The 22,001-nt window shown below is 65.8% G+C and carries 21 protein-coding genes; 12 read left to right on the forward strand and 9 right to left on the reverse strand.

Going from position 1 to position 22,001, the window contains the following annotated elements:
• Positions 1 to 5 precede the first annotated feature (5 nt).
• Genes GW587_RS03220 through GW587_RS03255 form a run of 8 tightly spaced genes read right to left on the reverse strand, consistent with a single transcriptional unit; the run spans position 6 to position 7,032 of the window.
• Positions 6 to 1,271, reverse strand: coding sequence for an MFS transporter (locus GW587_RS03220; protein ID WP_166098417.1), 1,266 nt, complete (start codon positions 1,269 to 1,271; stop codon positions 6 to 8).
• Entirely contained in the window at positions 1,249 to 2,532 is a 1,284-nt protein-coding gene (locus GW587_RS03225) for an MSMEG_0569 family flavin-dependent oxidoreductase (protein WP_166098419.1), read from the reverse strand. Before GW587_RS03225 ends, GW587_RS03220 begins: the two co-directional genes overlap by 23 nt.
• A 25-nt stretch (positions 2,533 to 2,557) precedes the next feature.
• Positions 2,558 to 2,845, reverse strand: coding sequence for an MSMEG_0570 family nitrogen starvation response protein (locus tag GW587_RS03230; RefSeq protein ID WP_166098422.1), 288 nt, complete (start codon positions 2,843 to 2,845; stop codon positions 2,558 to 2,560).
• The gene (locus GW587_RS03235) at positions 2,838 to 3,893 is read right to left on the reverse strand and encodes a sll0787 family AIR synthase-like protein (protein ID WP_166098425.1); all 1,056 of its coding nucleotides are present in this window, start codon (positions 3,891 to 3,893) and stop codon (positions 2,838 to 2,840) included. The genes GW587_RS03230 and GW587_RS03235 overlap by 8 nt, the downstream gene beginning before the upstream one ends.
• Positions 3,890 to 4,429: an MSMEG_0567/Sll0786 family nitrogen starvation N-acetyltransferase gene (locus GW587_RS03240; protein WP_207393314.1), complete on the reverse strand. Its 540-nt coding sequence runs from the start codon at positions 4,427 to 4,429 to the stop codon at positions 3,890 to 3,892. The genes GW587_RS03235 and GW587_RS03240 overlap by 4 nt, the downstream gene beginning before the upstream one ends.
• Positions 4,426 to 5,538: an MSMEG_0568 family radical SAM protein gene (locus GW587_RS03245; RefSeq protein ID WP_207393315.1), complete on the reverse strand. Its 1,113-nt coding sequence runs from the start codon at positions 5,536 to 5,538 to the stop codon at positions 4,426 to 4,428. The genes GW587_RS03240 and GW587_RS03245 overlap by 4 nt, the downstream gene beginning before the upstream one ends.
• Positions 5,535 to 6,533, reverse strand: coding sequence for a Nit6803 family nitrilase (locus GW587_RS03250; RefSeq protein ID WP_166098427.1), 999 nt, complete (start codon positions 6,531 to 6,533; stop codon positions 5,535 to 5,537). Before GW587_RS03250 ends, GW587_RS03245 begins: the two co-directional genes overlap by 4 nt.
• Positions 6,534 to 6,549: 16 nt before the next feature.
• Positions 6,550 to 7,032 carry an MSMEG_0572/Sll0783 family nitrogen starvation response protein gene (locus tag GW587_RS03255; protein WP_154355721.1) on the reverse strand — a complete coding sequence of 161 codons (483 nt, stop codon included), beginning with the start codon at positions 7,030 to 7,032 and terminating at the stop codon, positions 6,550 to 6,552.
• 384 nt (positions 7,033 to 7,416) lie between these two features.
• Between GW587_RS03255 and GW587_RS03260 the strand changes: the two genes are divergently transcribed.
• The gene (locus tag GW587_RS03260) at positions 7,417 to 8,811 is read left to right on the forward strand and encodes an aminotransferase-like domain-containing protein (RefSeq protein WP_166098430.1); all 1,395 of its coding nucleotides are present in this window, start codon (positions 7,417 to 7,419) and stop codon (positions 8,809 to 8,811) included.
• Between the two features lie 93 nt (positions 8,812 to 8,904).
• On the opposite strand, the gene GW587_RS03265 is transcribed toward GW587_RS03260, so the two are convergent.
• Positions 8,905 to 9,645 (reverse strand): GntR family transcriptional regulator, encoded by a 741-nt coding sequence (locus GW587_RS03265; RefSeq protein ID WP_166098432.1) that lies wholly within the window; start codon positions 9,643 to 9,645, stop codon positions 8,905 to 8,907.
• A gap of 166 nt (positions 9,646 to 9,811) precedes the next feature.
• Here GW587_RS03265 and GW587_RS03270 point away from each other — a divergent pair, with 166 nt between their 5' ends.
• The 11 genes from GW587_RS03270 to GW587_RS03320 all read left to right on the forward strand — a co-directional run bounded on the left by GW587_RS03270 (position 9,812) and on the right by GW587_RS03320 (position 22,000).
• A complete protein-coding gene (locus GW587_RS03270; RefSeq protein WP_166098434.1) occupies positions 9,812 to 10,246 on the forward strand; it encodes a YchJ family protein in 435 nt (144 codons plus the stop codon).
• Between the two features lie 114 nt (positions 10,247 to 10,360).
• Entirely contained in the window at positions 10,361 to 11,968 is a 1,608-nt protein-coding gene (locus GW587_RS03275; protein WP_166098437.1) for a carboxyl transferase domain-containing protein, read from the forward strand.
• A gap of 5 nt (positions 11,969 to 11,973) precedes the next feature.
• Positions 11,974 to 12,840, forward strand: coding sequence for a dienelactone hydrolase family protein (locus GW587_RS03280; RefSeq protein WP_229259264.1), 867 nt, complete (start codon positions 11,974 to 11,976; stop codon positions 12,838 to 12,840).
• 2 nt (positions 12,841 to 12,842) lie between these two features.
• On the forward strand, positions 12,843 to 13,628 hold the full coding sequence (locus GW587_RS03285; RefSeq protein WP_166098439.1) for an enoyl-CoA hydratase/isomerase family protein: 786 nt from the start codon (positions 12,843 to 12,845) through the stop codon (positions 13,626 to 13,628).
• A 13-nt stretch (positions 13,629 to 13,641) separates the two neighbouring features.
• A complete protein-coding gene (bioA, locus tag GW587_RS03290) occupies positions 13,642 to 14,970 on the forward strand; it encodes an adenosylmethionine--8-amino-7-oxononanoate transaminase (protein WP_166098442.1) in 1,329 nt (442 codons plus the stop codon).
• A gap of 2 nt (positions 14,971 to 14,972) precedes the next feature.
• Positions 14,973 to 16,157 (forward strand): 8-amino-7-oxononanoate synthase, encoded by a 1,185-nt coding sequence (gene bioF / locus GW587_RS03295; protein ID WP_166098445.1) that lies wholly within the window; start codon positions 14,973 to 14,975, stop codon positions 16,155 to 16,157.
• A 1-nt stretch (position 16,158) separates the two neighbouring features.
• Positions 16,159 to 16,965: a dethiobiotin synthase gene (bioD, locus tag GW587_RS03300; RefSeq protein WP_166098447.1), complete on the forward strand. Its 807-nt coding sequence runs from the start codon at positions 16,159 to 16,161 to the stop codon at positions 16,963 to 16,965.
• A 17-nt stretch (positions 16,966 to 16,982) separates the two neighbouring features.
• The gene (gene bioB, locus GW587_RS03305; protein ID WP_166098449.1) at positions 16,983 to 18,032 is read left to right on the forward strand and encodes a biotin synthase BioB; all 1,050 of its coding nucleotides are present in this window, start codon (positions 16,983 to 16,985) and stop codon (positions 18,030 to 18,032) included.
• Positions 18,033 to 18,097: 65 nt separating this feature from the next.
• Entirely contained in the window at positions 18,098 to 20,143 is a 2,046-nt protein-coding gene (locus GW587_RS03310) for an acetyl/propionyl/methylcrotonyl-CoA carboxylase subunit alpha (RefSeq protein ID WP_166098451.1), read from the forward strand.
• A gap of 11 nt (positions 20,144 to 20,154) precedes the next feature.
• Positions 20,155 to 21,087, forward strand: coding sequence for a 2-hydroxyacid dehydrogenase (locus GW587_RS03315; RefSeq protein WP_166098453.1), 933 nt, complete (start codon positions 20,155 to 20,157; stop codon positions 21,085 to 21,087).
• Position 21,088: 1 nt separating this feature from the next.
• Positions 21,089 to 22,000, forward strand: coding sequence for a hydroxymethylglutaryl-CoA lyase (locus tag GW587_RS03320; protein WP_166098455.1), 912 nt, complete (start codon positions 21,089 to 21,091; stop codon positions 21,998 to 22,000).
• Position 22,001: the final 1 nt, after the last annotated feature.

A 22,001-nucleotide genomic window follows, 5' to 3' on the forward strand; every position in this document is an offset into this window, starting at 1 on the left:
GCCGGCTATTCCTTGCCGAACGCGTCCGGGATGCGTACCAGACCGGCCATCACAAACGCGGGCAAGGTCGAAATACAGGCCCAGATGAAGAAATATTGATAACCCAATTGCTGCTGGATCCAGCCGCTGACCATGCCCGGCAACATCATGCCGAGGGCCATGAAACCGGTGCAGATGGCATAATGCGCGGTCTTGTGCTCGCCGTCGGCGACCAGGATCATGTATAGCATGAAGGCGGCGAAGCCGAAACCGTAGCCGAACTGCTCGACCGCCAGGCAGGCCGAGATCAGCACGGTGCTGGTCGGCAGCGCGCTGGCCAGGTAGACGAACACCAGATCCGGCACGTGCATGACGAACACCATCGGCCACAGCGCGCGCTTCAGGCCGAAGCGCGAAATCGCCACGCCGCCGGCCAGCCCGCCCAGCACCAGCGCGCACACGCCGATGGTGCCGTAGACCAGGCCGAATTCCGAGGTGGTCAGGCCGAGCCCGCCCTTCGCGCGCGGATCGAGCAGGAACGGCGCCGCCATCTTCAGCAGCTGCGCCTCGCCGAGGCGGTACAGCAGCAAAAAGCCGAGCGTAGCCTTGATGCCTGGTTTCTGGAAGAAGCTGCGGAAGGTGGCGATGAAATCGTCCCAGGGCGCGCCATGGGCGACGCGCCGGTCCGAATCCGGACGCGGCAGCACGAACTGGTGATACCCGCACAGCAGCAGGAACAACGCCGACATCAGCGCGAATACCATCGACCAGGCCCAGGCCGGATCGCCGCTGGAGACGATCAGCTGGCCGGCCAGATACACCAACCCGCCTTGACCCGCGATCATCGCCAATTTATAGAAGGCGCTGCGCACGCCGACGAAGGCGGCCTGCTGGCGTTGCGTCGGCAGGCCCAGCATGTAGTAGCCGTCGGAAGCGATATCGTGCGTGGCCGAGCTGAACGCCATCAGCCACAGCACGGCCAGGCTCATGGCGAAGAATTGCGGCAGGTGTAGCGTGAACGCGACCGCCGCCAGCGAGGCCCCGGTCAGCAATTGCAGCAACACGATCCAGCGCCGCTTGGTGCCGATCAGCTCGACGATGGGCGACCACAGCGGCTTGATCACCCACGGCAGGTACAGCCACGCCGTATAAAACGCCAGGTCGGCGTTGGAAATGCCGAGGTTCTTGTACATCACCGTCGACAACATCATCACCGCGACATACGGCACGGCTTGACTGAAGGAAATACTGGGCACCCAGGCCCAAGGACTACGATGTTGCGCTGACTCCATACTTCCTTTCATTGACCGCAGCCACCTGCGCGATGCGCTCGGCCAGATGGGCCGCGTCGCGGGCGATGCCGGAGAAACGCCCCGAGCCCCAGGTATATTGCCACGGCAAGCCCAGGAAATACAGGCCCGGCTGTGCGGTGATGCCCCGATCGTGGTGCGGATAGCCGCGCTGGTCGAAAATTGGCGCATCGACCCAGCTGAAGTCGGTGCGGAAACCGATGCACCATACCACCGCCGCGATCTTGCCGTCGCCCATATCGAGCGTGGCCGGCGCATCGGCCGCCGGCTGCCATAAGGGCGTGTACGGCGCCTGCGGCGGCGCGTCGATGCCATGGGTCTCGATGTGGCGGTCGATGCTGTCGTTGATCTTGCGGTAGACCGCGTCGGCGCCATCGAGATTGGCGCGCAGGTCGGCGCCGAAATGCGCCACGCCGTCGCGCAGGCCCTCGTAGCGGCCGTACAGTTGCATGCCCTCCAGCGCGAACTTGCGCAGGTCGATATCGCGGCCGCCGTCGCGGCCCGTCACGTAGTGGTTGGTCTTGTCGCGCACGCCCGCGCCCAGCGGATGCTTGTCCACCGGCAGATCGTAATACGCCATCTCGTCGAGCCACTTGACCACATCCTTGCCGCGATAACGGCGCGCCACGCGCGGCGCGTCGCCGACGCACAGGTGCACGCGGCGTCCGGCCAGATGCAGGTCCTCGGCGATCTGGCAGCCCGATTGGCCGGTGCCCACCACCAGCACCTCGCCCGGCGGCAGCTGCGCCGGATTCAGATAGTCGGACGAATGCAGTTGCAACACGCCGGCCGGCAGCTGCGCCGCGTCCGAAGGCAGGATCGGCGTGTGGTAGCCGCCCACCGCGATCACCACCTGCCCCGCATGGAACACGCCGGCGCTGCTGGCGATCTGGTAGCCGCCGTCCGCATCGCGCGTCACACCGGTGACGGCCACGCCCTCCAGCGCGGGCGGGCCGAACGAGGCGATGTAGCCGTCGATATAAGCGACGATGTCGTCCTTGACCATGAAGCCTTCCGGATCGTCGCCCTGGTATGGGTAGCCCGGTAGCGTGCATTGCCAGTTCGGCGTGACCAGGCAGAAGCTGTCCCAACGCTCGCTGCGCCAAGCGTGGCCGAGCAGGTTCTTTTCCAGGATCAGGTGCGACAGGCCCTGCTGCTTGAGCAGATAGCTGATCGACAGGCCGGCCTGGCCGCCGCCGATGATCAGGACGTCGTAGTGGTTGTTTTGCGGTTCGCGTGGCATGGTGGATCTCCGGTGGATGTTGGGTTCAGGGGCGCAGCGCGACGACCGTCACGATAGCATCGGGATGCGACTGGAAGGTCAGCGCGCGCGCCTCCAGCTGGTTCAGTTGGTCCATCGCCGAGGAACAGGCGTAGCCGTATTTGAGGCGCACACGGTCGCTGGCGAGATTGAGCGCGGCGCGGCTGCGGGTCATGAAATCGGCCAGCGGATAACGTTCGCCGGCGCGCAGGAAATCGTGCACCACGGTCGACGGCGAATAGCAGCTGCTGATGCTGTCGTCCGGCCATTGCACGGTGAAGCGAACTTCAGGCATGGTGGACCTCCTTTGATGTCGGCGCGCAGCCGATCAATGCTTCTTCCGCGAAGTCCCACAGCAGCGCACGGCCCTGGTCTGCGCCGTGGCGCAGATGCACGCGGCGGCCGGCGTCGGTGCGGCCGATGACGGCGCAGGCCAGCTCGCGTTCTTTGAAGCGCGCCATCACCGCATCCAGATCGGCGTCGGCCACGCTGAGGATGAAGCCGTAGCTGGGGAAGGTGGTCAGCCAGCGCTCCAGCGCGACGCCGGGCGCGCACGGGATCGCGGCCAGGTCGATCTCGGCGCCGATGCCGGAGCATTCGAGCAGCATCAGCGCGGTGCCGACCACGCCGGCCATGCTGATGTCCTTGGCGGCGGCGCACAAGCCGTCTTCGGCGATGGACGGCAGCAGTTCCAGATCGGCGCGCAGGCGCTCGGGCGGCGCGTCCAGGCTGGCGTTCCAGTAATCGTAGGGGTCCATGTAGCGGCCGCGCAGGTCGCAGGCCACCACCAGGTTTTCGCCGGGCTTGGCGTCAAAGCTGGTCAGCAACTTGTTGGCGCGGCCGGTGATCGCCACCGACAGCTGTTCGCGGTCGCTGCGTCGGTTGCTATGGCCGCCGACGATCGGCACCTGGTACACCGCCGATGCCGCCGCCAGGCCGTCCAGCAGCGGCTGTGCCGCGTCGCCGCCACGACTCCACAGCGCATCGACAATGGCCAGCGGACGGCCGCCCATCGCATAGATGTCGCTGACGTTGACCATCACCCCGCAATAGCCGGCGAACCACGGCTCCTTCGCGACGAATTCGTTGACGAAGCCCTCAATGGCCAGCAGCAGATAGCCGTCGCCGTCGGGGATGGCCGCGCAATCGTCGCCGACCGGCGTGGCCCAGGCGCCGCCGCGCGCGACGTTCAGGGCAGTCGCGGCGCCTGCGGCGTTCGCTTTCGCGCCGTTCGCGGCATTGTCCGCGCCGAGCGCGCCGACCACGTGCGCGATGTCACGCTTGTGCGCGATGCCGGACGAGTCGCGCAACAACGTGACCAGCTTTGCCAGCTCGGCGTTCATGCATCCTCCCGCGTGCTGAGGAAGCCGGTCTCGCCGTCGATAATCGGCGGGTAGTACGACAGGTCGGCGCGCATCAAATAATGTGGCCGGCCGTGCACCTCGATCTCATACAACGCCAGCCAGTGCAACTGCTCGAACATCACCACATTCTGCGCTTGTACGTAGGCCAGGAAGGTACGACAACCGCGCGCATGCGCCATGCCGACCGCCAGCTTGATCAAGCCGGTGCCGATATCCGCCTGGCGCCGAAACGGCCGCGCCACCGCCAGCCGCGAACCCCACCAGATACGGCTCTCCGCCTGATGGATGCGCACCGTCCCGACCACCTCGCCCGGCCCGCCCTCCGCGCCGACGATGGCGGCCAACGACAGCGCCAACGCATCGGTCGGATCGATATCATCGCCGTTGAACAAGCCCTGCTCCTCGCAGAACACGGTACGGCGCAACGAGCGCGTCGCATCGCGCTCGGCCTGGCTGACCGCCTGCTTGATGCGCACCGTCAGCTTCGGCCGCACCGGTGCCTCCATGACGCTCATGATGGCTTCCTTTCAAACGTCGACAACGACGAGCACGCGCCGCAACGGCCGCAACCGGCCTTGATCTCACCCGAATACATGCCGCCCGCGCCGAGCATCTCGCCCAGCGGCGCCAACAGCTCGCGCATCGCCAGCGGCGAGGGCGCCGGATGATCCTCCAGCGGCGTGCCCGCGATCGGCACGAACGGCACCACGAACGGATACACGCCGATGGCGATCAACTGCTCGCAGCAGCGCAGGATGGCCTCCTGCGTATCGCCAAGGCCGGCGATGATGTAGGTGCTGACCTGGCCGCGCCCGAACACCTCGACCGCGCGTTCGAAGGCATCGAAGTAGCGGCTCAACGGCACGCTGGCCTTGCCCGGCATGATGCGCGCCCGCACCTCGGGCGTGACCGCCTCCAGATGCATGCCCAGCGAATCGATGCCCGCGTCGCGCATGCGGGTGAACCATGCATCGTCGTCCGGCGGTTCGCACTGGCCCTGGATCGGCAGATCCACCGCCGACTTCACCGCGAACGCGCTCTCGCACAGAATCGCCGCGCCGCGATCGGTGGCGTTGGGGGTGCCGGTCGTCATGACCATGTGCTTGACGCCGTCCAGCAGCACGGCGGCGCGCGCCACCTCGGCCAACTGCTCTGGCGTCTTGCGCAGGATGGTGCGGCCGGCCGCCAGCGACTGTCCGATGGCGCAGAACTGGCACGACTTGCGCCGGCTCTCGTAGCGGATGCAGCTTTGCAGCACCGTGGTCGCCAGCACGTCTTTGCCATGCAGCGTGGCGATCTGCGAATACGGCACGCCGTCCAGCGTCTGCAGCTTGTAGAAGCGCGGCTGGCGCGGGAAGGAGATGACGCCGACCTTAAGGCCGTCGCGCAGGATCGCGCTGCGGCCGTCCGGCCCCGCTGGCGCCGCGATGTACGGCGAGTTGAAGGCGCTGCCGGTGTGCACCGGGATCATCACCGTGGTGCCATCGACGGTCACCGCCTTGTGGTCGGAAGGGCCGGCGCCGCCGCGCCGGCTCGGCGCGCCGTCGCCGGGATCGCCGAGGCGCATGCCCATCGATTGCAGTTCGGTGATCAGCTGCTGGTTCAGAATGCTGATGGTGCTCATGCTGGCTGCTCCTTCAATGTCGGGGTGAGAACGACGGCGTCGTTGGCCGGGGCGGCCGCATGCAGCGAACGCACCGGCGCGGTGACGCGATCGTCGATGACGAGGCTAAGCAATTCCGGGCGCGCGTAATGGCCGACCGAATCCATCATCCGTTTGCGCTTCGTGACCAGCGCCATGTCCAGGTCGGCGATGACGATGCCCTCGCCGCTGCGCAGCGGCTCGGCCAGCAGCACGCCCTCCGGCGAAACAATGGTGGTGCAGCAGCCGCCGCGCAAGGCCTTCTGCACGGCGGGATCCGGCGTGATCGACGCGATCTGGCTGTCGGTCAGCCAGCCGGTGGCGTTGACCACGAAGCAGGCCGATTCCAGCGCATGATGGCGGATGGTCACCTCCATCTGGTCGGCGAAGATCTGGCCCACCATCGAGCCGGGGAATTGCGCGCAATGGATTTCCTCGTGCTGCGCCATCAGCGCATAGCGCGCCAACGGGTTGTAATGCTCCCAGCACGCCAGCGCACCGAGGCGGCCGACGGCGGTGTCCACCACTTTCAGGCCGCTGGCGTCGCCCTGGCCCCAGATCATGCGCTCGTGATAGGTCGGCGTAATCTTGCGGCGCTTGAGAACCAGCTCGCCGTTGGCATCGAACACCAGCTGCGTGTTGTACAAGCTGCCGTGATCGCGCTCGTTCACGCCCAGCACCACCACCACGCCGTGGCTGCGCGCGGCGGCCGAAACGGCATCGGTGACGGGACCAGGCACGATCACCGCGCGCTCGTACAGCAGCAGGTGTTCGGCGCCGGCGAGGAAGGGCGGACGCACGAACGAAAAGTAGGGGTAGTAGGGCACAAAGGTTTCAGGGAACACCACCAGCTCCGCGCCTTGCGCGGCCGCGTCGGCGATCGCCTGCAACACCTTCGCCAGCGTACCGTCGGCGCTATCGAGATCCGGCGCGATCTGCACCGCCGCCGCGCGCACTATCTTTTTGGTCGTCGTCATATCCGCCCCGCTTCGCTTAAAGCGTCCAGGTATCGATGATCACCGCGTTGGCGCGCAGGTGAAGCAGCTTCAGGTCCAGCACGTCCTGCGGCGCGATGGCACGGATGCCTTCGATCAGCGACGGCTCGCCGTGGCCATACAAGGCCTGCAGCGCGAAGCGGCAGGCGTAGACCTTGCCGCCTTCGGCCATGAACTTCACCAGCTGGTTGTTCTGGTTCAGATGGCCAGGGAAGGCCTCGTCGCCGAGGGTCGGGAAGCCGCGCTGCAGGCCCAGGGTCACGCCCGGACCGTACAGCAGCACGGTGGTCTCGTAGCCCTTGCGTTGCAGGCGGGTGGCTTGCAGCAGGTTGACGAAACCGATCGAGCCTTCGAAGGCCACGGTGTGGAAAGTGACCAGCGCTTTCTCGCCCGGCAGCGCTTTGACGTCCTCGAACACCTTCTCTTCGTAATCAACAAAATAATCGCCTTTGGCGTGCGGTTTGTGGTCGATGGCTGGCATGGTGGTGTCTCTTCAAGGTTGGTTGATGTGGGTATCGGGCATTGCCACGATCCCCGGATTGAATGCATGCGGCATGCCATGCAATGTGCTTTTGCGGGTGACATGACGGGAGCGAAATACAGTCAATCGAGGGATTTGCGCTGCATTTCACTCGGCGCGCGGCGGCCGGATTTTTCGCGTGAAAAATGCGGTCCATTCAAGTCATGCAGTCAATGACAGCTGCGCGCTTTTTCCCTATGGAATCAAGGCGCATCAAAAGCGGGCGGGCGGCGCTCCCGGCTGGTGCGCAGCGGCGCGTGATTTGCGTGCGTCGCCCAGTGAGCCGGCATGGGCATGGAATATGCATACAATTTTCAGTCATCACCACATTGACTGGATCAAAACGTGCCCAAGACCGCAAATGGATGGATCCCGAAACTGAAGAAGGGACAAGGCCCCGTCTACAAGCTGATCGCCGACGCGATCGCCGCCGACATCGCCATCGGCCGGTTGGTGGCCGAGCAGCGCCTGCCGGCGCAGCGCGCGCTGGCCGACGCGCTGGGCATCGACTTCACCACAGTGGCGCGCGCCTACACCGAAGCGCAGAAGCGCGGCCTGGTCGATTCCACGGTCGGACGCGGCACCTTCGTCTGCGGCCGCCGCTCGCTGGCGATCCCGCGCGCGGTGGCGGGGCGGCCGAATGTGGACCTGTCGATGAACATGCCGCCGGAGCCGTCGTCGCCGGAGCTGCTGGAGTTGATGCGCTCCGGCCTGGGCGCCATCGGCGGCGACATGGCGGCGCTGCTGCGCTACCAGGACTTCGGCGGCTCGGCGCTGGACCGCGAAGCGGGCGCGCTGTGGCTGCGGCGGCGCGGACTGGACGTGGAGCCGGAACGGCTGCTGGTGGTGCCGGGCGCTCAAGCGGCGCTGCTGGCCATCCTCAGCACCATCGCCCCGCCAGGCTCGGTGGTGTGCTGCGAATCGCTGACCTATCCCGGCCTGCGCGCGCTGGCCGGCCTGCTGAATCTGAAGCTGGTGGGGCTACCGATGGACGGCGAAGGCATCGACGCGCTGGCCTTCGCCGCCGCCTGCGCGCAATACGCACCGCAAGCGCTGTACTGCAACCCGACCTTGCTGAATCCGACCACGCTGACCATGTCGGCGCAGCGGCGGCAAGCGCTGGTGCAGGTCGCGCGCAACTACGGCGTGCCGATCATCGAAGACGACGCCTACGGCTTCCTGCCGCGCAGCGGCCCTCCCGCGATCGCCGCCATCGGCCCGGACGTGACCTGGTATGTGGCGGGGCTAGCGAAATGCCTGGGCGCCGGACTGCGGCTGGCATATGTTGCAGCGCCGGACGCCGCATCCAGCGCGCGGCTGGCGGCGGCGGTGCGGGCGACGACGGTAATGGCCGCGCCGATCACCGCCGCGTTGGCGACGCGCTGGATACGCGACGGCACGGCCGACCTGGCGCTGAACGCGATCCGCAAGGAATCGATGGCGCGGCAGCGGCTAGCGGCGCGCATCCTGCCGGCGGACAGTTACGCGTCGGCGCCGGAAGCGTTCCATTTATGGATCAAATTACCGGAGCAATGGGACCGGCTGGCGTTGACGGCACACTTGCGCGCCACCGGCATCGGCGTGGTGCCGAGCGACGCGTTCGCGGTGGACGGCCCACCGCCGCAAGCGATCCGCGTGTGCATCGGCGGCATCGCCGACCACGACGAAATCCGCCAGGCGCTGACGCAGATCGCCGACGTGTTAAAGCAGGCGCCGCTGGAAAAACCGGCTGTCCTATAACTCCGGGGTCAGAGCTAAAAACTGGACACGAGCTCGGCCGTAGCGGCCGCTACGGCCGAGCTCGTGTCCAGTTTTTAGCTCTGACCCCGGATTTTAGGTCGCGCGGCGCATCTCGGCGACGAAGTCGTAATGGTCGCTGTGGCAGTAGGAATGCGTCAGCTCCATCGCTTCGCCCGATTCCAGATAGGCGATGCGGGTGATGTACAGCACCGCCTGCCCCTCCGGCACGCCCAGCTGCTTGGCCAGCTCGGCCGAGGCGTTCATGGCGCGGATGTGCTGCAAGGCGCGCGCCGGCGATTGGCCGATGCTATCGAGATACTGATACAGCGAGTTCCCGACCGCGTTGGGATCGTTGAGCACGGTCTGCGGCAATACGCTGACTTCGTAGGCCATCACCACATCGTCGGCCAGGCGCAAACGCTCCAGCCGCGCCACCTTCGAGTACGGCGACAAGCCCAGGCTCAGCTGCTCCTCCGGCGTCGGCGTGACGATGGCGCGCTTGAGCCAGCGCGATCCCGGAATATGGCCGCGCTGCTGCAATTGTTCGGAAAAACTGGTGAGGTTGGACAGCGGCTGCTCGATGCGCGGCGCGATGTAATTGCCCGAACCGCGGCGGCGCACCACCAGGCCCTGGTCCACCAGCTGGTCGATGGCCTTTCGGGCGGTGACGCGCGAAACATTCAACAACTCCGACAGCGCCCGCTCCGACGGCAGCGCCTGGTCGACCTGGTAGCGGCCGTTATGTACATCGTCGCTTAATTTACGGGCAATTTGCATGTACAGCGGCGAACTGTCGTTGGCGTCCGCCTTGAATTCAAAACTGGTCTGGCTCATTCAATTCTCCTCACGGCTCTAGTGTAATAGCGATACGGAAATCGGTGTTCGTATCGTGTCGTGTGGAATAACAATATTTATACATATAGCATAACGCGAAGCCCGGCGGACTGCGCGTATTTGGCGGATAATGCGGGATTGCACCACCAGCCAGACCGCCTGATCCATGTCCAAGAAGTCCACCGCTTCCGCCGCCTGCCCCTGCGGCGGCCCCTCGCTCGCCACCTGCTGCGGCCCGTACATCGACGGCGCCGCGATCCCGCAGAGCGCCGAAACCCTGATGCGCTCGCGCTATACCGCCTACGGCCTGCGCGACGAGCTCTACCTGCTATCGACGTGGCACACCTCGACCCGCCCGACCGAACGGATCATGAGCGACGAGGAAAAATTGCAGTGGCTGGGACTTGAGGTAAAATCTGCTTTACGTTTACGTCAACGTAAAGCAAATGATGTTGATCCGACCACCGATACCGTGGAATTCGTCGCCCGCTTCAAGGTGAACGGCCGGGCTCAGCGTCTGCACGAGATCAGCAACTTTGTTCGAGAACCGGCGGAAGGAGGCCTCCGCTGGTTTTACGTTGACGGTAGTTTTCCAGAATAATGATGAGACTTCGGTGTCAGTGCCGACATTCGGACATTACGGAACTTTCGTGCATGCGCAAAGTTCCGTAATGTCCGAATGTCGGCACTGACACCGCGAAAAAAAGGAAAAGCAATGCCGCAGATCGAAAGCAAACTCAATCCCCGCAGCGAGGATTTCAAAGCCAATGTCGCCGCCATGCAGGCGGTCGTCGATGATTTGCGCGACAAGGTCGCCAGGATCGCCCTCGGCGGCGGTGAGGCGGCGTCGGCCAAGCATGTCGCGCGCGGCAAGCTGCTGCCGCGCGACCGCGTGCAGATGCTGCTCGATCCCGGCACGCCCTTCCTCGAACTGTCGCAGATGGCGGCCTACGGCATGTACGACGACGCCGCGCCGGCCGCCGGCATCATCACCGGCATCGGCCGCGTCGCCGGCCAGGAGTGCGTGATCGTCTGTAACGACGCCACCGTCAAGGGCGGCACCTACTATCCGATGACCGTCAAGAAGCACCTGCGCGCGCAGGAGATCGCCGACCAGAACAACCTGCCGTGCATCTACCTGGTCGACTCGGGCGGCGCCAACCTGCCGAACCAGGACGACGTCTTCCCCGACCGCGACCACTTCGGCCGCATCTTCTACAACCAGGCCAACCTGTCGGCCAAGGGCATTCCGCAGATCGCGGTGGTGATGGGCTCCTGCACCGCCGGCGGCGCCTACGTGCCGGCGATGAGCGACGAGTCGATCATCGTCAAGGAGCAGGGCACCATCTTCCTCGGCGGCCCGCCGCTGGTGAAAGCCGCCACCGGTGAAGTCGTCACCGCCGAAGACCTGGGCGGAGGCGATGTGCACACGCGCCTGTCCGGCGTGGCCGACCATCTGGCGCAGAACGATCTGCACGCGCTGTCGCTGGCGCGCACCATCGTCTCCAATCTGAACCGCACCAAGCCGCAACAGGGCGCGTTGCGCGAAGCGGTCGAACCGAAATACCCCACCGGGGAACTGTACGGCGTGATCCCGGTCGATACCCGCAAGCCCTTCGATGTGCGTGAGGTCATCGCGCGCATCGTCGACGGCAGCGAGTTCGATGAGTTCAAGGCGCGCTACGGCACCACGCTGATCTGCGGCTTCGCCCACATCTTCGGCATGAAAGTCGGCATCATCGCCAACAACGGCATCCTGTTCTCCGAGTCCGCGCTGAAGGGCGCGCACTTCATCGAGCTGTGCGCGCAGCGCAAGATCCCGCTGGTGTTCCTGCAAAATATCACCGGCTTCATGGTCGGCCGCAAGTACGAGAACGAAGGCATCGCCCGCAACGGCGCCAAGATGGTCACCGCCGTGGCGACGGCCGCCGTGCCGAAGTTCACCGTCATCATCGGCGGCAGCTTCGGCGCCGGCAACTACGGCATGTGCGGTCGCGCCTTCTCGCCGCGCTTCATGTGGATGTGGCCCAACGCGCGCATCTCGGTGATGGGCGGCGACCAGGCGGCGTCGGTGCTGGCCACCGTCAAGCGCGACGGCATCGAGGGCAAAGGCGGCGCGTGGTCGGCCGACGAGGAAGCCGCGTTCAAGCAGCCGATCAAGGATCAGTACGAGCACCAGGGCCACCCCTACTACGCCACCGCGCGCCTGTGGGACGACGGCGTCATCGATCCGGCCGATACGCGCATGGTGCTGGGCCTCGGCCTCTCCGCCGCGCTGAACGCGGAAATCGAAGACACCAAATTCGGCGTCTTCAGGATGTAAGCGCGATGATGATGCCGCCCAACCGATACCGTCTCGCAGCAGCCGCGCTATGCGGTGCGCTCGCCTGCGCCGGCGCGCATGCGCTGCCGGCGTCCGCCGCGCGGCTGGGCGAGCAGGTGGTGGCGGTTCCGGCGAACATCGGCGGCGTCGCGCTGACGCTGCAAACGACGATCTACAAGCCGCCGGGCGACGGCCCATTCCCGGTGCTGTTCATGAACCACGGCAAAGCCGGCGGCAACGCGCATCTGCAACCGCGCGCCACCTTCCCGGTCATCAGCCGCGAGTTCGTCAAGCGCGGCTATGCGGTGGTGATCCCGATGCGCGCCGGTTTCGCCGGCTCGGGCGGCACCTACGTCAATTCGCATTGCGATGCGAAGAACAACGGCGAGCAGCAAGCCAATTCGCTGTTCTTCGCGATGGAGTATGTGATGAAGCAGCCGTGGGCCGATCAGGACCACGTTATCATCGCCGGCCAGTCGCACGGCGGGCTGACGGCGATCGCCGCCGGCAGCCACAAGATCGCCGGCGTGCGCGGCATCATCAACTTCGCGGGCGGCGTGAACAGCCGCTCCAGCTGCGACTGGCAAGCCGCGCTAGTGGACGCCTTCAAGGCCTATGGAGCGACCAGCACCATACCAAGCCTGTGGTTCTACGGCGCCAACGACACCCACTTCGGCCCCGCGCTGGCGGCCGACATGTATGCGGCCTACACGGCGGCGGGCGGCAAGGCGCAGCTGGTGGCGTATGGCCCGTTCAAGAAGGACGCGCATGCGATGAGCTCCAGCCCGGACGGCGTCGCCGTCTGGTGGCCGGAGACGCGGCGCTTCCTGCAATCGGTCGGCATGCCGACTGACATCAAATCAAAGGATTGAGCATGAGCTTCACCACCTTGACCATCAGCCGCGAAGGCAAGACCGCGACCGTGACCCTGAATCGTCCGGACGTGCGCAACGCCTTCAACGAAACCACCATCGCCGAGATCACGCAGGCCTTCCGCGAACTAGGCGCCGACGCCGACCTGCGCGCGATCGTGCTGGCGGCGAACGGCCCGGCCTTCTGCGCCGGCGCCGATTTGAACTGGATGAAAAAAATGGCGGGCTACACGCACGCCGAAAACCATGCCGACGCTCTGCAACTGGCGGAGATGCTGCGTACCATCTACCTGTGTCCCAAGCCCGTCGTGGCCAAGGTACAGGGCGATTGCTACGCCGGCGGCATGGGCCTGGTAGCCGCGTGCGACATCATCGTCGCGGCCGACGAGGTCAATTTCTGCCTGAGCGAAGTGAAGCTGGGACTGATCCCGGCGACCATTTCGCCCTATGTGATCAAGGCCATGGGCGAGAACGCGTCGCGCCGCTACTTCCTGACGGCGGAACGCTTCGGCGCGCGCGAGGCGCTGCGCATCGGCTTCGCGCACGATGTCGTGGCCGCCGACGCGCTTGATTTCAAGGTCGGGGAGATCGTCAAGGCGTTGGTCAACAACAGCCCGAACGCAGTGCGCCAGGCCAAGGTGCTGGTGCGCGAGGTGGTTGGGCAAACCGTCAACGATGCGCTGCTGGCAGCTACGGCCGAGCGCATCGCTCAAATCCGCGCATCGGAGCAGGGCCGCGAAGGCGTGGCCTCGTTCTTGGAAAAGCGCAAACCCTCGTGGTTAAATTAAGTTTGGAGCAGTTTTGGAATTGAATAAACAAAGCGACTGGGTAGCGCGCAGCCTGCGCAGTGTATGGCATCCGTGCACCCAGATGCAGCACCACGAAACCGTGCCGTTGATTCCCGTGAGTCGCGGCAAGGGCGCGTGGCTGTACGACCATGAAGGCCGCCGCTACCTCGATGCGATCAGCTCCTGGTGGGTGAACCTGTTCGGCCACGCCAATCCGCGCATCAACGCCGCCCTGAAAGACCAGTTGGATACGCTGGAACACGCGATGCTCGCCGGCTTCACGCACGAACCGGTGATCGAACTGTCGGAAAAACTGTCGGCGCTGACCGGCCATGTGTTGGGCCACAGCTTCTACGCCAGCGACGGCGCCTCGGCGGTGGAGATCGCGCTGAAAATGAGCTTCCACTCCTGGCGCAACAACGGCAAATCGGACAAGCAGGAATTCGTCTGCCTCAAAGGCAGCTACCACGGCGAGACCATCGGCGCGCTGGCCGTCACCGACGTCGCGCTGTTCAAGGACGCCTACGGCCCGCTGCTGCGCGCCTCGCAAACCGTGATGTCGCCGGACGCCCGCAACGCCGCCGAGGGCGAAACGGCGTCCGATGTCGCACGCCGCGCGGCGGTCGACGTCGAGCGCCTGTTCGCGGAGCGCGCGGATAAAATCGCCGCCATCATCATCGAACCGCTGGTGCAATGCGCCACCGGCATGGCGATGCACGACCCGCTGTATCTGAAACTGGTGCGCGAACTTTGCGACCGCCATCAGGTACACCTGATCCTCGACGAAATCGCCGTCGGCTGCGGCCGCACCGGCACCTTCTTCGCCTGCGAGCAGGCCGGCATCTGGCCCGACTTCCTGTGCCTGTCGAAGGGCATCAGCGGCGGCTACCTGCCGTTGTCGCTGGTGATGACGCGCGACGAGATCTACCAGGCCTTCTACAGCAACGACGTCACGCGCGGCTTCCTGCACTCGCACTCGTACACCGGCAACCCGCTGGCCTGTCGCGCCGCGCTGGCGACCTTGCAAATCTTCGAAGACGACGACATCCTCAACGCCAACCGCGTCAAGGCCGCGCGCCTGACCGCCGCGCTGCAACCGCTGGCGCAGCACCAGCAGGTCCGCAACTTCCGCAACCGAGGCATGATCTGGGCCTTCGACGCCATCGACGCCACGCCGGATTTCTCGCGCCGCTTCTTCGCCACGGCGGTGGAGCACGAACTGCTGATGCGCCCCATCGGCGCCACCGTCTACATGATGCCGCCGTATATCCTCGACGACGAGGAAATCGACGGCCTCGCCGCCAACACGCTGGCCGTGTTCGACAAAGTGATGGCGGGCTGACGATGGACCTGCTGAATCAACTGAACCGGCAACTGCAAGCGCTGGACGAACAAAGCCTGCTGCGCAAGCGCCGCACCGTCGATTCGCCGTGCGGACCGCGCGTGCTGGTGGAAGGCCGCGAAGTGCTGGCCTTCTGCAGCAACGACTACCTCGGCCTGGCGAACCACCGCAAGATCAAGCTCGCGTTGCAGGAAGGCGCCGCGATCTACGGCGTCGGCAGCGGCGCCTCGCACCTGATCAGCGGCCATGTGCGCGCCCACGCCATGCTAGAGGACCGCCTGGCGCAATTCGTCGGCGCCCATCTGGAATCGCCGCGCGCGATCAGCTTCAGCACCGGCTACATGGCCAACCTCGCCGTTGTCACCGGCCTCACCGCCGGCGACCGTGATGCCGAGATCTTCTCCGAAGCGCTGAACCACGCCTCGCTGATCGACGGCGCGCGGCTGTCGCGCGCCAAGGTCAGCGTCTATCCGCACGCCGACCTGAACGCGCTGGCCGCGCTGCTCAAGGCCAGCAACGCCGCGACCAAGCTGGTGGTGACCGACAGCGTCTTCAGCATGGACGGCGACCTGGCGCCGCTGCCGGCACTGCTGGCCCTGTGCGAACAGCACGGCGCCTGGCTGGTGGTCGACGACGCCCACGGCTTCGGCACGCTGGGCGCCAACGGCCACGGCGCGCTGGAGCACTTCGATCTGCGCTCGCCATATCTGATCTATATGGGCACGCTGGGCAAGGCCGCCGGCGTCAGCGGCGCTTTCGTCGCCGCGCATGAAACGGTGATCGAAACCCTGATCCAGAAAGCCCGCCCCTACATCTTCACCACCGCCGCCCCGCCGGCGCTGGCGCACGCCCTGCTGACCAGCCTCGACCTGCTGGAAGGTGAGGAAGGACGCAACCGGCGCGCGCACCTGAGCACATTGGTGGCACAATTGGACGATGGCCTGCGTTTGAAACGCTGGCAACGTCTGCCCTCGACCACCGCGATCCAGCCCATCCTGATCGGCGACAACGCGGAAACCATGCGCGCCGGCGCCGCCCTCTATGAGCAGGGCATGTGGGTGGGCGCGATCCGCCCGCCGACGGTGGCGACGGGCACCTCACGCCTGCGGGTGACGCTGTCCGCGGGTCATAGCAGCATCGAAGTCGCGAAATTGATAGCCGCGATCAATGCCTTGGAAAGGACCTGAGATGAGTCTCGACGATCCCGTGATAGCAGTGGACAAGCCCGAAACCGCCACCGAGGCCGTGCTGGAACCGAAAACGCAGCCGGCGCCGGCCGCCGCCGGCTGGCCGCCGCGCTTCTGCTGCTTCGTCACCGGCACCGATACCGAAATCGGCAAGACGCTGGTCTCGTCGGCGATGCTGCATGCGCTGGTGCAGGCGGGCGTGCGCGCCTGCGGCATGAAGCCGGTGGCCGCAGGCACCGAACTGCGCGACGGCGAATGGCGCAACGACGACTGCGACCAACTGGCCGCCGCCGGCAACGTCCACCTGCCGCAATCGATCACCACGCCCTTCCTGTTGAAGGAACCGGCCGCGCCGCACATCGCCGCCGCGCTGGAAGGCATCACCATTTCGCCAGTGCCTATCCTCGCGGCCTATGTCGAGATCAACGCTGCGTCGGATGCGGTCGTGGTCGAAGGCGTGGGCGGCTTCCGCGTGCCGCTGAACGACGACTTCGACACCGCCGACCTGGCCGAGCAACTGGCGCTGCCGGTGGTGCTGGTGGTCGGCCTGCGCCTGGGCTGCATCAGCCACGCGCTGCTGACGGTGGAGGCGATCGAAGCGCGCGGCCTGACGCTGGCCGGCTGGGTCGCCAACGAGACGCAGGCCGACATGGCCTTCGCCGACGAGAACATCGCCGCGCTGTCGCAACGCATCGACGCGCCGCTGCTGGGCCGCGTGCCGCGCCTGGCCGAACCCACTGCACAAGAAGCCGCCACCCATATCGATTTTACGCAGCTGCCCAACTGGCCGGCTGAGAACAAACTTTGAACGAAGAAGGAATCACGATGTCCCTGACCACCCTGCAAGAACCGAAAACCGTATCCCTGCACCGTCCAACGGCGGCGATCACCCTGCCGCCGGCCGCGACCTGGCCGCTGGAAGACGTGATGGCGCTGTTCGACCTGCCGTTCAACGATCTGATGTTCCGCGCCCAGCAGACCCACCGCCTGAACTTCCCTGATGGTGACGTGGAGCTGGCGACGCTGTTGTCGATCAAGACCGGCGGCTGCGAGGAAGACTGCGGCTACTGCCCGCAGGCGGCGCGCTACGACACCGGCGTCGAGGCCAAAAAGATCCTCGACATCGACACCGTGCTCGACGCCGCGCGCCAGGCCAAGGACAACGGCGCGACCCGCTTCTGCATGGGCGCCGCGTGGCGCAGCCCGAAGGACCGCGACATGGACAAGGTCGAAGAGATGGTGCGCGAAGTGAAGGCGCTGGGCCTGGAGACGTGCGCCACGCTGGGCATGCTGGAGGAAAAACAGGCCGAACGCCTGAAGGCCGCCGGCCTCGATTACTACAACCACAACCTCGACACCGCGCCGGAGTTCTACGACAACGTGATCTCGACCCGCGAATACCAGGACCGCCTGGACACGCTGGGCCGCATCCGCGAAGCGGGCCTGAAGGTGTGCTGCGGCGGTATCGTCGGCATGGGCGAGACGCGCCTGCAGCGCGCCGGCCTGATCGCGCAGCTGGCCAATCTGAATCCGTATCCGGAGTCGGTGCCTGTCAACCATCTGGTGCAGGTGGAGGGTACGCCGTTGTTCGGGCTTGATCCGCTGGACCCGTTCGAATTCGTGCGCACCATCGCCGTCGCGCGTATCACGATGCCGAAGGCGCGCGTGCGTTTGTCGGCCGGTCGACGCCAGATGGGCGAAGCGGTGCAGGCGATGTGCTTCCTGGCCGGCGCCAACTCGATCTTCTACGGCGACAAGCTGCTGACCACCGAGAACCCGGAAGCCGAGGACGACCGCGCGCTGCTGGCGAAACTGGGCCTGCGCACGCGCGGCGCGGTACTGGAATCCGCACCGAAGGAAAAGTGCGGCTGCTAACCCCGGCAAGGCGGGGTCGGACCCCAGGTTTGGCTTGGGGGTATAAATAAAAAAAGAGAGAGACGATGTTTATTACAAAAATACTGATCGCCAACCGTGGTGAAATCGCCTGCCGTGTCGCCGCCACCGCGCGGCGCATGGGCATCAAGACCGTAGCCGTGTACTCCGAAGCGGACGCCGACGCCAAACACGTCGCCGTCTGCGACGAAGCGGTGCTGATCGGCCCCGCCGCCGCGAAGGAAAGCTATCTGCGCGGCGACAAGATCATCGCAGTGGCCAAGGCCACCGGCGCGCAAGCGATCCATCCCGGCTACGGCTTCCTGTCCGAGAACGCCGAATTCGCCGACGCCTGCGCCGAAGCGGGTCTGGTCTTCATCGGCCCTCCCGCATCGGCGATGCGCGCGATGGGTTCCAAGTCCGCCGCCAAGTCGCTGATGGAGAAAGCCGACGTGCCGCTGGTGCCCGGCTATCACGGCGAGCAGCAGGACGCCGATTTCCTGCACGCGCAGGCCGACAAGATCGGCTACCCGGTGCTGCTGAAGGCCTCGGCCGGCGGCGGCGGCAAGGGCATGCGCGTGATCGAGAACACGGCGCAGTTCAAGGAGGCACTGGCGTCGTGCAAGCGCGAGGCGATCAGTTCCTTCGGCGACGACAAGGTGCTGGCGGAGAAATACCTCCAGCGCCCGCGCCATATTGAAATCCAGGTGTTCGCCGATACGCTCGGCAATTGCATCTACCTGTTCGAGCGCGATTGCTCGGTGCAGCGCCGGCATCAGAAAGTGCTGGAGGAAGCGCCGGCGCCGAACATGCCGGCCGAACGCCGCGCCGCGATGGGCGAAGCCGCCGTCGCCGCCGCCAAGGCAGTCGGCTATGTCGGCGCCGGCACGGTGGAGTTCATCGCCAACCAGGACGGCTCGTTCTACTTCATGGAGATGAACACCCGCCTGCAGGTTGAACATCCGGTCACCGAGATGATCACCGGGACCGACCTGGTTGAATGGCAGCTGCGCGTCGCGGCCGGCGAGCCGCTGCCCAAGCGCCAGGACGAACTGGCCATCCACGGCCACGCCATCGAAGCCCGTATCTACGCCGAGAATCCGGAGAAGGGCTTCCTGCCGTCGATCGGCACGCTGCGCCATCTCGGCACGCCGGATGCTGTGGCGTTCGAACTTGGTGGCGCAGGCGTGCCGGCCGGCGTTCGCATCGATTCCGGCGTGCGCGCCGGCGACGCGATCTCGCCGTTCTACGATCCGATGATCGCCAAATTGATCGTCTGGGGCGTGGACCGCAAGCAGGCCTTGGCCCGCATGGCGCAAGCGCTGTCGCAGTACCAGATCGTCGGCCTCGCGACCAACATCGCCTTCCTGAAACGCCTGGTTGAAGGCCAGGCCTTCTCCACCGCCGACCTGGACACCGGCCTGATCGAACGCAATCACGACACGCTGTTCCCGACCGCGCAAGCGGCGCCGGATGCCGCCATCGCGCTGGCCGCCGTGGCCTTGATCGAATCCGAAAAAGACCGCGCCGCCGCGCAATCGGCCGCCAACGCCGCCGACCCGTGGGGCCAGGCGCTGGGCTGGCGCATGAACCAGACCTACGCCCGCGCGCTGTCGTTCAGCGACGACTACGCCGCCGCGCTGCCGACGAAAGCCTACGGCGTGCACGTCACCTACCGCGCCAAGGACTGGCTGCTGAGCGCAGGCGGCGAACAGCCGCAAGTCCTCAGCCTGATGTCCCAGCACGGCCACGACTACAGCATCAAGCTGGGCGAGCAGGCGGTACATGGCTCGGTGCGGCGCGACGGCGACATCTTCCACGTCTTCACCCAAGGCGCGCACTACCCGCTAGTCTACAACGACCCGATGGCGCACGCCGGCGAAGCGGAAGCCGAAGGCGGCCGCCTGACCGCACCGATGCCGGGCAAGGTGGTCGCGGTGCTAGCCGCCAGCGGCCAGGAAGTGAAAAAAGGCGACGCCCTGGTTATCATGGAAGCGATGAAAATGGAGCACACCATCGCCGCGCCGCACGACGGCGTGATCGACGAGATCCTGTACAACGTGGGCGACCAGGTGGCCGACGGCGCACCGCTGCTGGCGTTCAAGACGGCGTAGGAGGCATCATCATGCGTATTCTTTTACATCGCGCGGACGGCAAGACCGAGCCGTGGATCAAGGACTTCGGCAAATTCCTGCCGGAGGCCGAGATCGAAATCTGGCACGCCGGCGAAAAGTGCCAGACCTGCGACTACGCGGTGGTCTGGTCGCCGCCGGAAGCGATGCTGGAAGAGCTGGCGCAGGTCAAGGCCATCTTCGTCACCGGCGCCGGCGTCGACGCGCTGCTCAAGTTCAGCGGCGCGCTGCCGCCGCACATCCCCATCATCCGCCTCGGCGACGCCGGCATGGCGACGCAGATGGCGGAATACGTCACGCACTCGGTGCTGCGCTACTTCCGCCGCTTCGACGAATACGACACCCAGGCGCGCGCCGGCCAGTGGGCGCCGCTGCCGCAGTATCGCAAGGAGGACTTCGCGGTCGGTGTTTTGGGCACGGGCGTGCTGGGCACCGCCGTGCTGGAAGCGCTGGCGCCGTTCGGTTTCCCGCTGCGCGGCTGGAGCCGCAGCGAAAAGAGCATCCCTGGCGTGCAATGCTTCCACGGCGAGCAAGGCCTGGACACCTTCCTGCGCGGCACGCGGGTGCTGGTGTGCATGCTCCCGCTGACGCCGGAAACCGGCAACCTGATCAACCGCACCAATATGTGCAAGCTGCCGCAAGGCTCGTTCCTGATCAATGTCGCGCGCGGCGCGCACCTGGCGGAGCCGGAGCTGGTCGCGCTGATCAAGTCCGGCCACATCGCCGCCGCCACGCTGGACGTATTCCGCAACGAACCGCTGCCGGCGCAGCACCCGTTCTGGCAGGAGCCGCGCATCAGCATCACGCCGCATATCTCGGCGCTGACCCTGCGCCGCGAAAGCGTGCAGCAGATCGCCGAGAAAATCCGCAAGGTCGAACAGGGCCAGCCTGTCGCCGACGTGGTCGACCGCAACCGAGGATATTGAAATGAACAGTTTGCCCAAGCAGGTCAAGATAGTCGAAGTGGGTCCGCGCGACGGTCTGCAGAATGAAAAGGAAAGCGTCCCGGCCGAGATCAAGATCGAGCTGGTGAATCGGCTGACCAGCGCCGGCTTCCGCAACATCGAAGCGGCGTCGTTCGTCTCGCCGAAGTGGGTGCCGCAGATGGCCACCAGCAAGGAAGTGATGGCCGCGATTGAGCGCAAGCCCGGCGTGATCTACTCCGCGCTGACGCCGAATATGCAGGGCTTCGAAGCGGCGCTGGCGGCGCGGGCGGACGAAGTGGTGATCTTCGGCTCCGCGTCGGAAGCGTTCTCGCAGAAGAACATCAACTGCTCGATCGCCGAATCGATCGCCCGCTTCGAAGGCGTGGCGAAGGCCGCCAAAGACAACGGGCTGCGGCTGCGCGGCAGCATCAGCTGCGCCTTCGGCTGCCCGTACCAAGGCGACGTACCGCTGGACGCGGTGGCCGACGTGGTGGGCCGCATGCGCGACCTGGGCTGCGACGAGATCGACATCGCCGACACCATCGGCGTCGCCACGCCGCGCAAGACGCAGGCGGTGATGGAGCGCGCGACCCGCGAGTTCCGCCTCGACGGACTATCGGGCCACTTCCACGACACCTACGGCCAGGCTTTGGCCAACATCTACGCCAGCCTGGAGGTGGGGATCGCGATTTATCACTCGTCGGTATCGGGGCTGGGCGGCTGTCCGTACGCCAAGGGCGCGACCGGCAACGTCGCCACCGAGGACGTGCTGTACCTGATGCAGGGGCTGGGCATCGACACCGGCATCGATCTGGACATCGTGGTGGACGCCGGCCAGTTCATCTCGCAATTCCTCGGCCGCAAAGGCGCCAGCCGCGCCGGCAACGCCATCGCCGCCAAGCGCATGTCCTAAA

The organism is Duganella aceris, assembly GCF_011090165.1.
GTDB classification, from domain to species: domain Bacteria; phylum Pseudomonadota; class Gammaproteobacteria; order Burkholderiales; family Burkholderiaceae_D; genus Rugamonas; species Rugamonas aceris.

What these genes read in the sequence shown, in the direction of transcription:
- GW587_RS03220 (WP_166098417.1), bottom strand. Translation starts at nt 1,271, where the DNA reads ATGGAGTCAGCGCAACATCGTAGTCCTTGGGCCTGGGTGCCCAGTATT.
- GW587_RS03225 (WP_166098419.1), bottom strand. Translation starts at nt 2,532, where the DNA reads ATGCCACGCGAACCGCAAAACAACCACTACGACGTCCTGATCATCGGC.
- GW587_RS03230 (WP_166098422.1), bottom strand. Translation starts at nt 2,845, where the DNA reads ATGCCTGAAGTTCGCTTCACCGTGCAATGGCCGGACGACAGCATCAGC.
- GW587_RS03235 (WP_166098425.1), bottom strand. Translation starts at nt 3,893, where the DNA reads ATGAACGCCGAGCTGGCAAAGCTGGTCACGTTGTTGCGCGACTCGTCC.
- GW587_RS03240 (WP_207393314.1), bottom strand. Translation starts at nt 4,429, where the DNA reads ATGAGCGTCATGGAGGCACCGGTGCGGCCGAAGCTGACGGTGCGCATC.
- GW587_RS03245 (WP_207393315.1), bottom strand. Translation starts at nt 5,538, where the DNA reads ATGAGCACCATCAGCATTCTGAACCAGCAGCTGATCACCGAACTGCAA.
- GW587_RS03250 (WP_166098427.1), bottom strand. Translation starts at nt 6,533, where the DNA reads ATGACGACGACCAAAAAGATAGTGCGCGCGGCGGCGGTGCAGATCGCG.
- GW587_RS03255 (WP_154355721.1), bottom strand. Translation starts at nt 7,032, where the DNA reads ATGCCAGCCATCGACCACAAACCGCACGCCAAAGGCGATTATTTTGTT.
- GW587_RS03265 (WP_166098432.1), bottom strand. Translation starts at nt 9,645, where the DNA reads ATGAGCCAGACCAGTTTTGAATTCAAGGCGGACGCCAACGACAGTTCG.
- GW587_RS03270 (WP_166098434.1), top strand. Translation starts at nt 9,812, where the DNA reads ATGTCCAAGAAGTCCACCGCTTCCGCCGCCTGCCCCTGCGGCGGCCCC.
- GW587_RS03275 (WP_166098437.1), top strand. Translation starts at nt 10,361, where the DNA reads ATGCCGCAGATCGAAAGCAAACTCAATCCCCGCAGCGAGGATTTCAAA.
- GW587_RS03280 (WP_229259264.1), top strand. Translation starts at nt 11,974, where the DNA reads ATGATGATGCCGCCCAACCGATACCGTCTCGCAGCAGCCGCGCTATGC.
- GW587_RS03285 (WP_166098439.1), top strand. Translation starts at nt 12,843, where the DNA reads ATGAGCTTCACCACCTTGACCATCAGCCGCGAAGGCAAGACCGCGACC.
- bioF (WP_166098445.1), top strand. Translation starts at nt 14,973, where the DNA reads ATGGACCTGCTGAATCAACTGAACCGGCAACTGCAAGCGCTGGACGAA.
- bioD (WP_166098447.1), top strand. Translation starts at nt 16,159, where the DNA reads ATGAGTCTCGACGATCCCGTGATAGCAGTGGACAAGCCCGAAACCGCC.
- bioB (WP_166098449.1), top strand. Translation starts at nt 16,983, where the DNA reads ATGTCCCTGACCACCCTGCAAGAACCGAAAACCGTATCCCTGCACCGT.
- GW587_RS03310 (WP_166098451.1), top strand. Translation starts at nt 18,098, where the DNA reads ATGTTTATTACAAAAATACTGATCGCCAACCGTGGTGAAATCGCCTGC.
- GW587_RS03315 (WP_166098453.1), top strand. Translation starts at nt 20,155, where the DNA reads ATGCGTATTCTTTTACATCGCGCGGACGGCAAGACCGAGCCGTGGATC.
- GW587_RS03320 (WP_166098455.1), top strand. Translation starts at nt 21,089, where the DNA reads ATGAACAGTTTGCCCAAGCAGGTCAAGATAGTCGAAGTGGGTCCGCGC.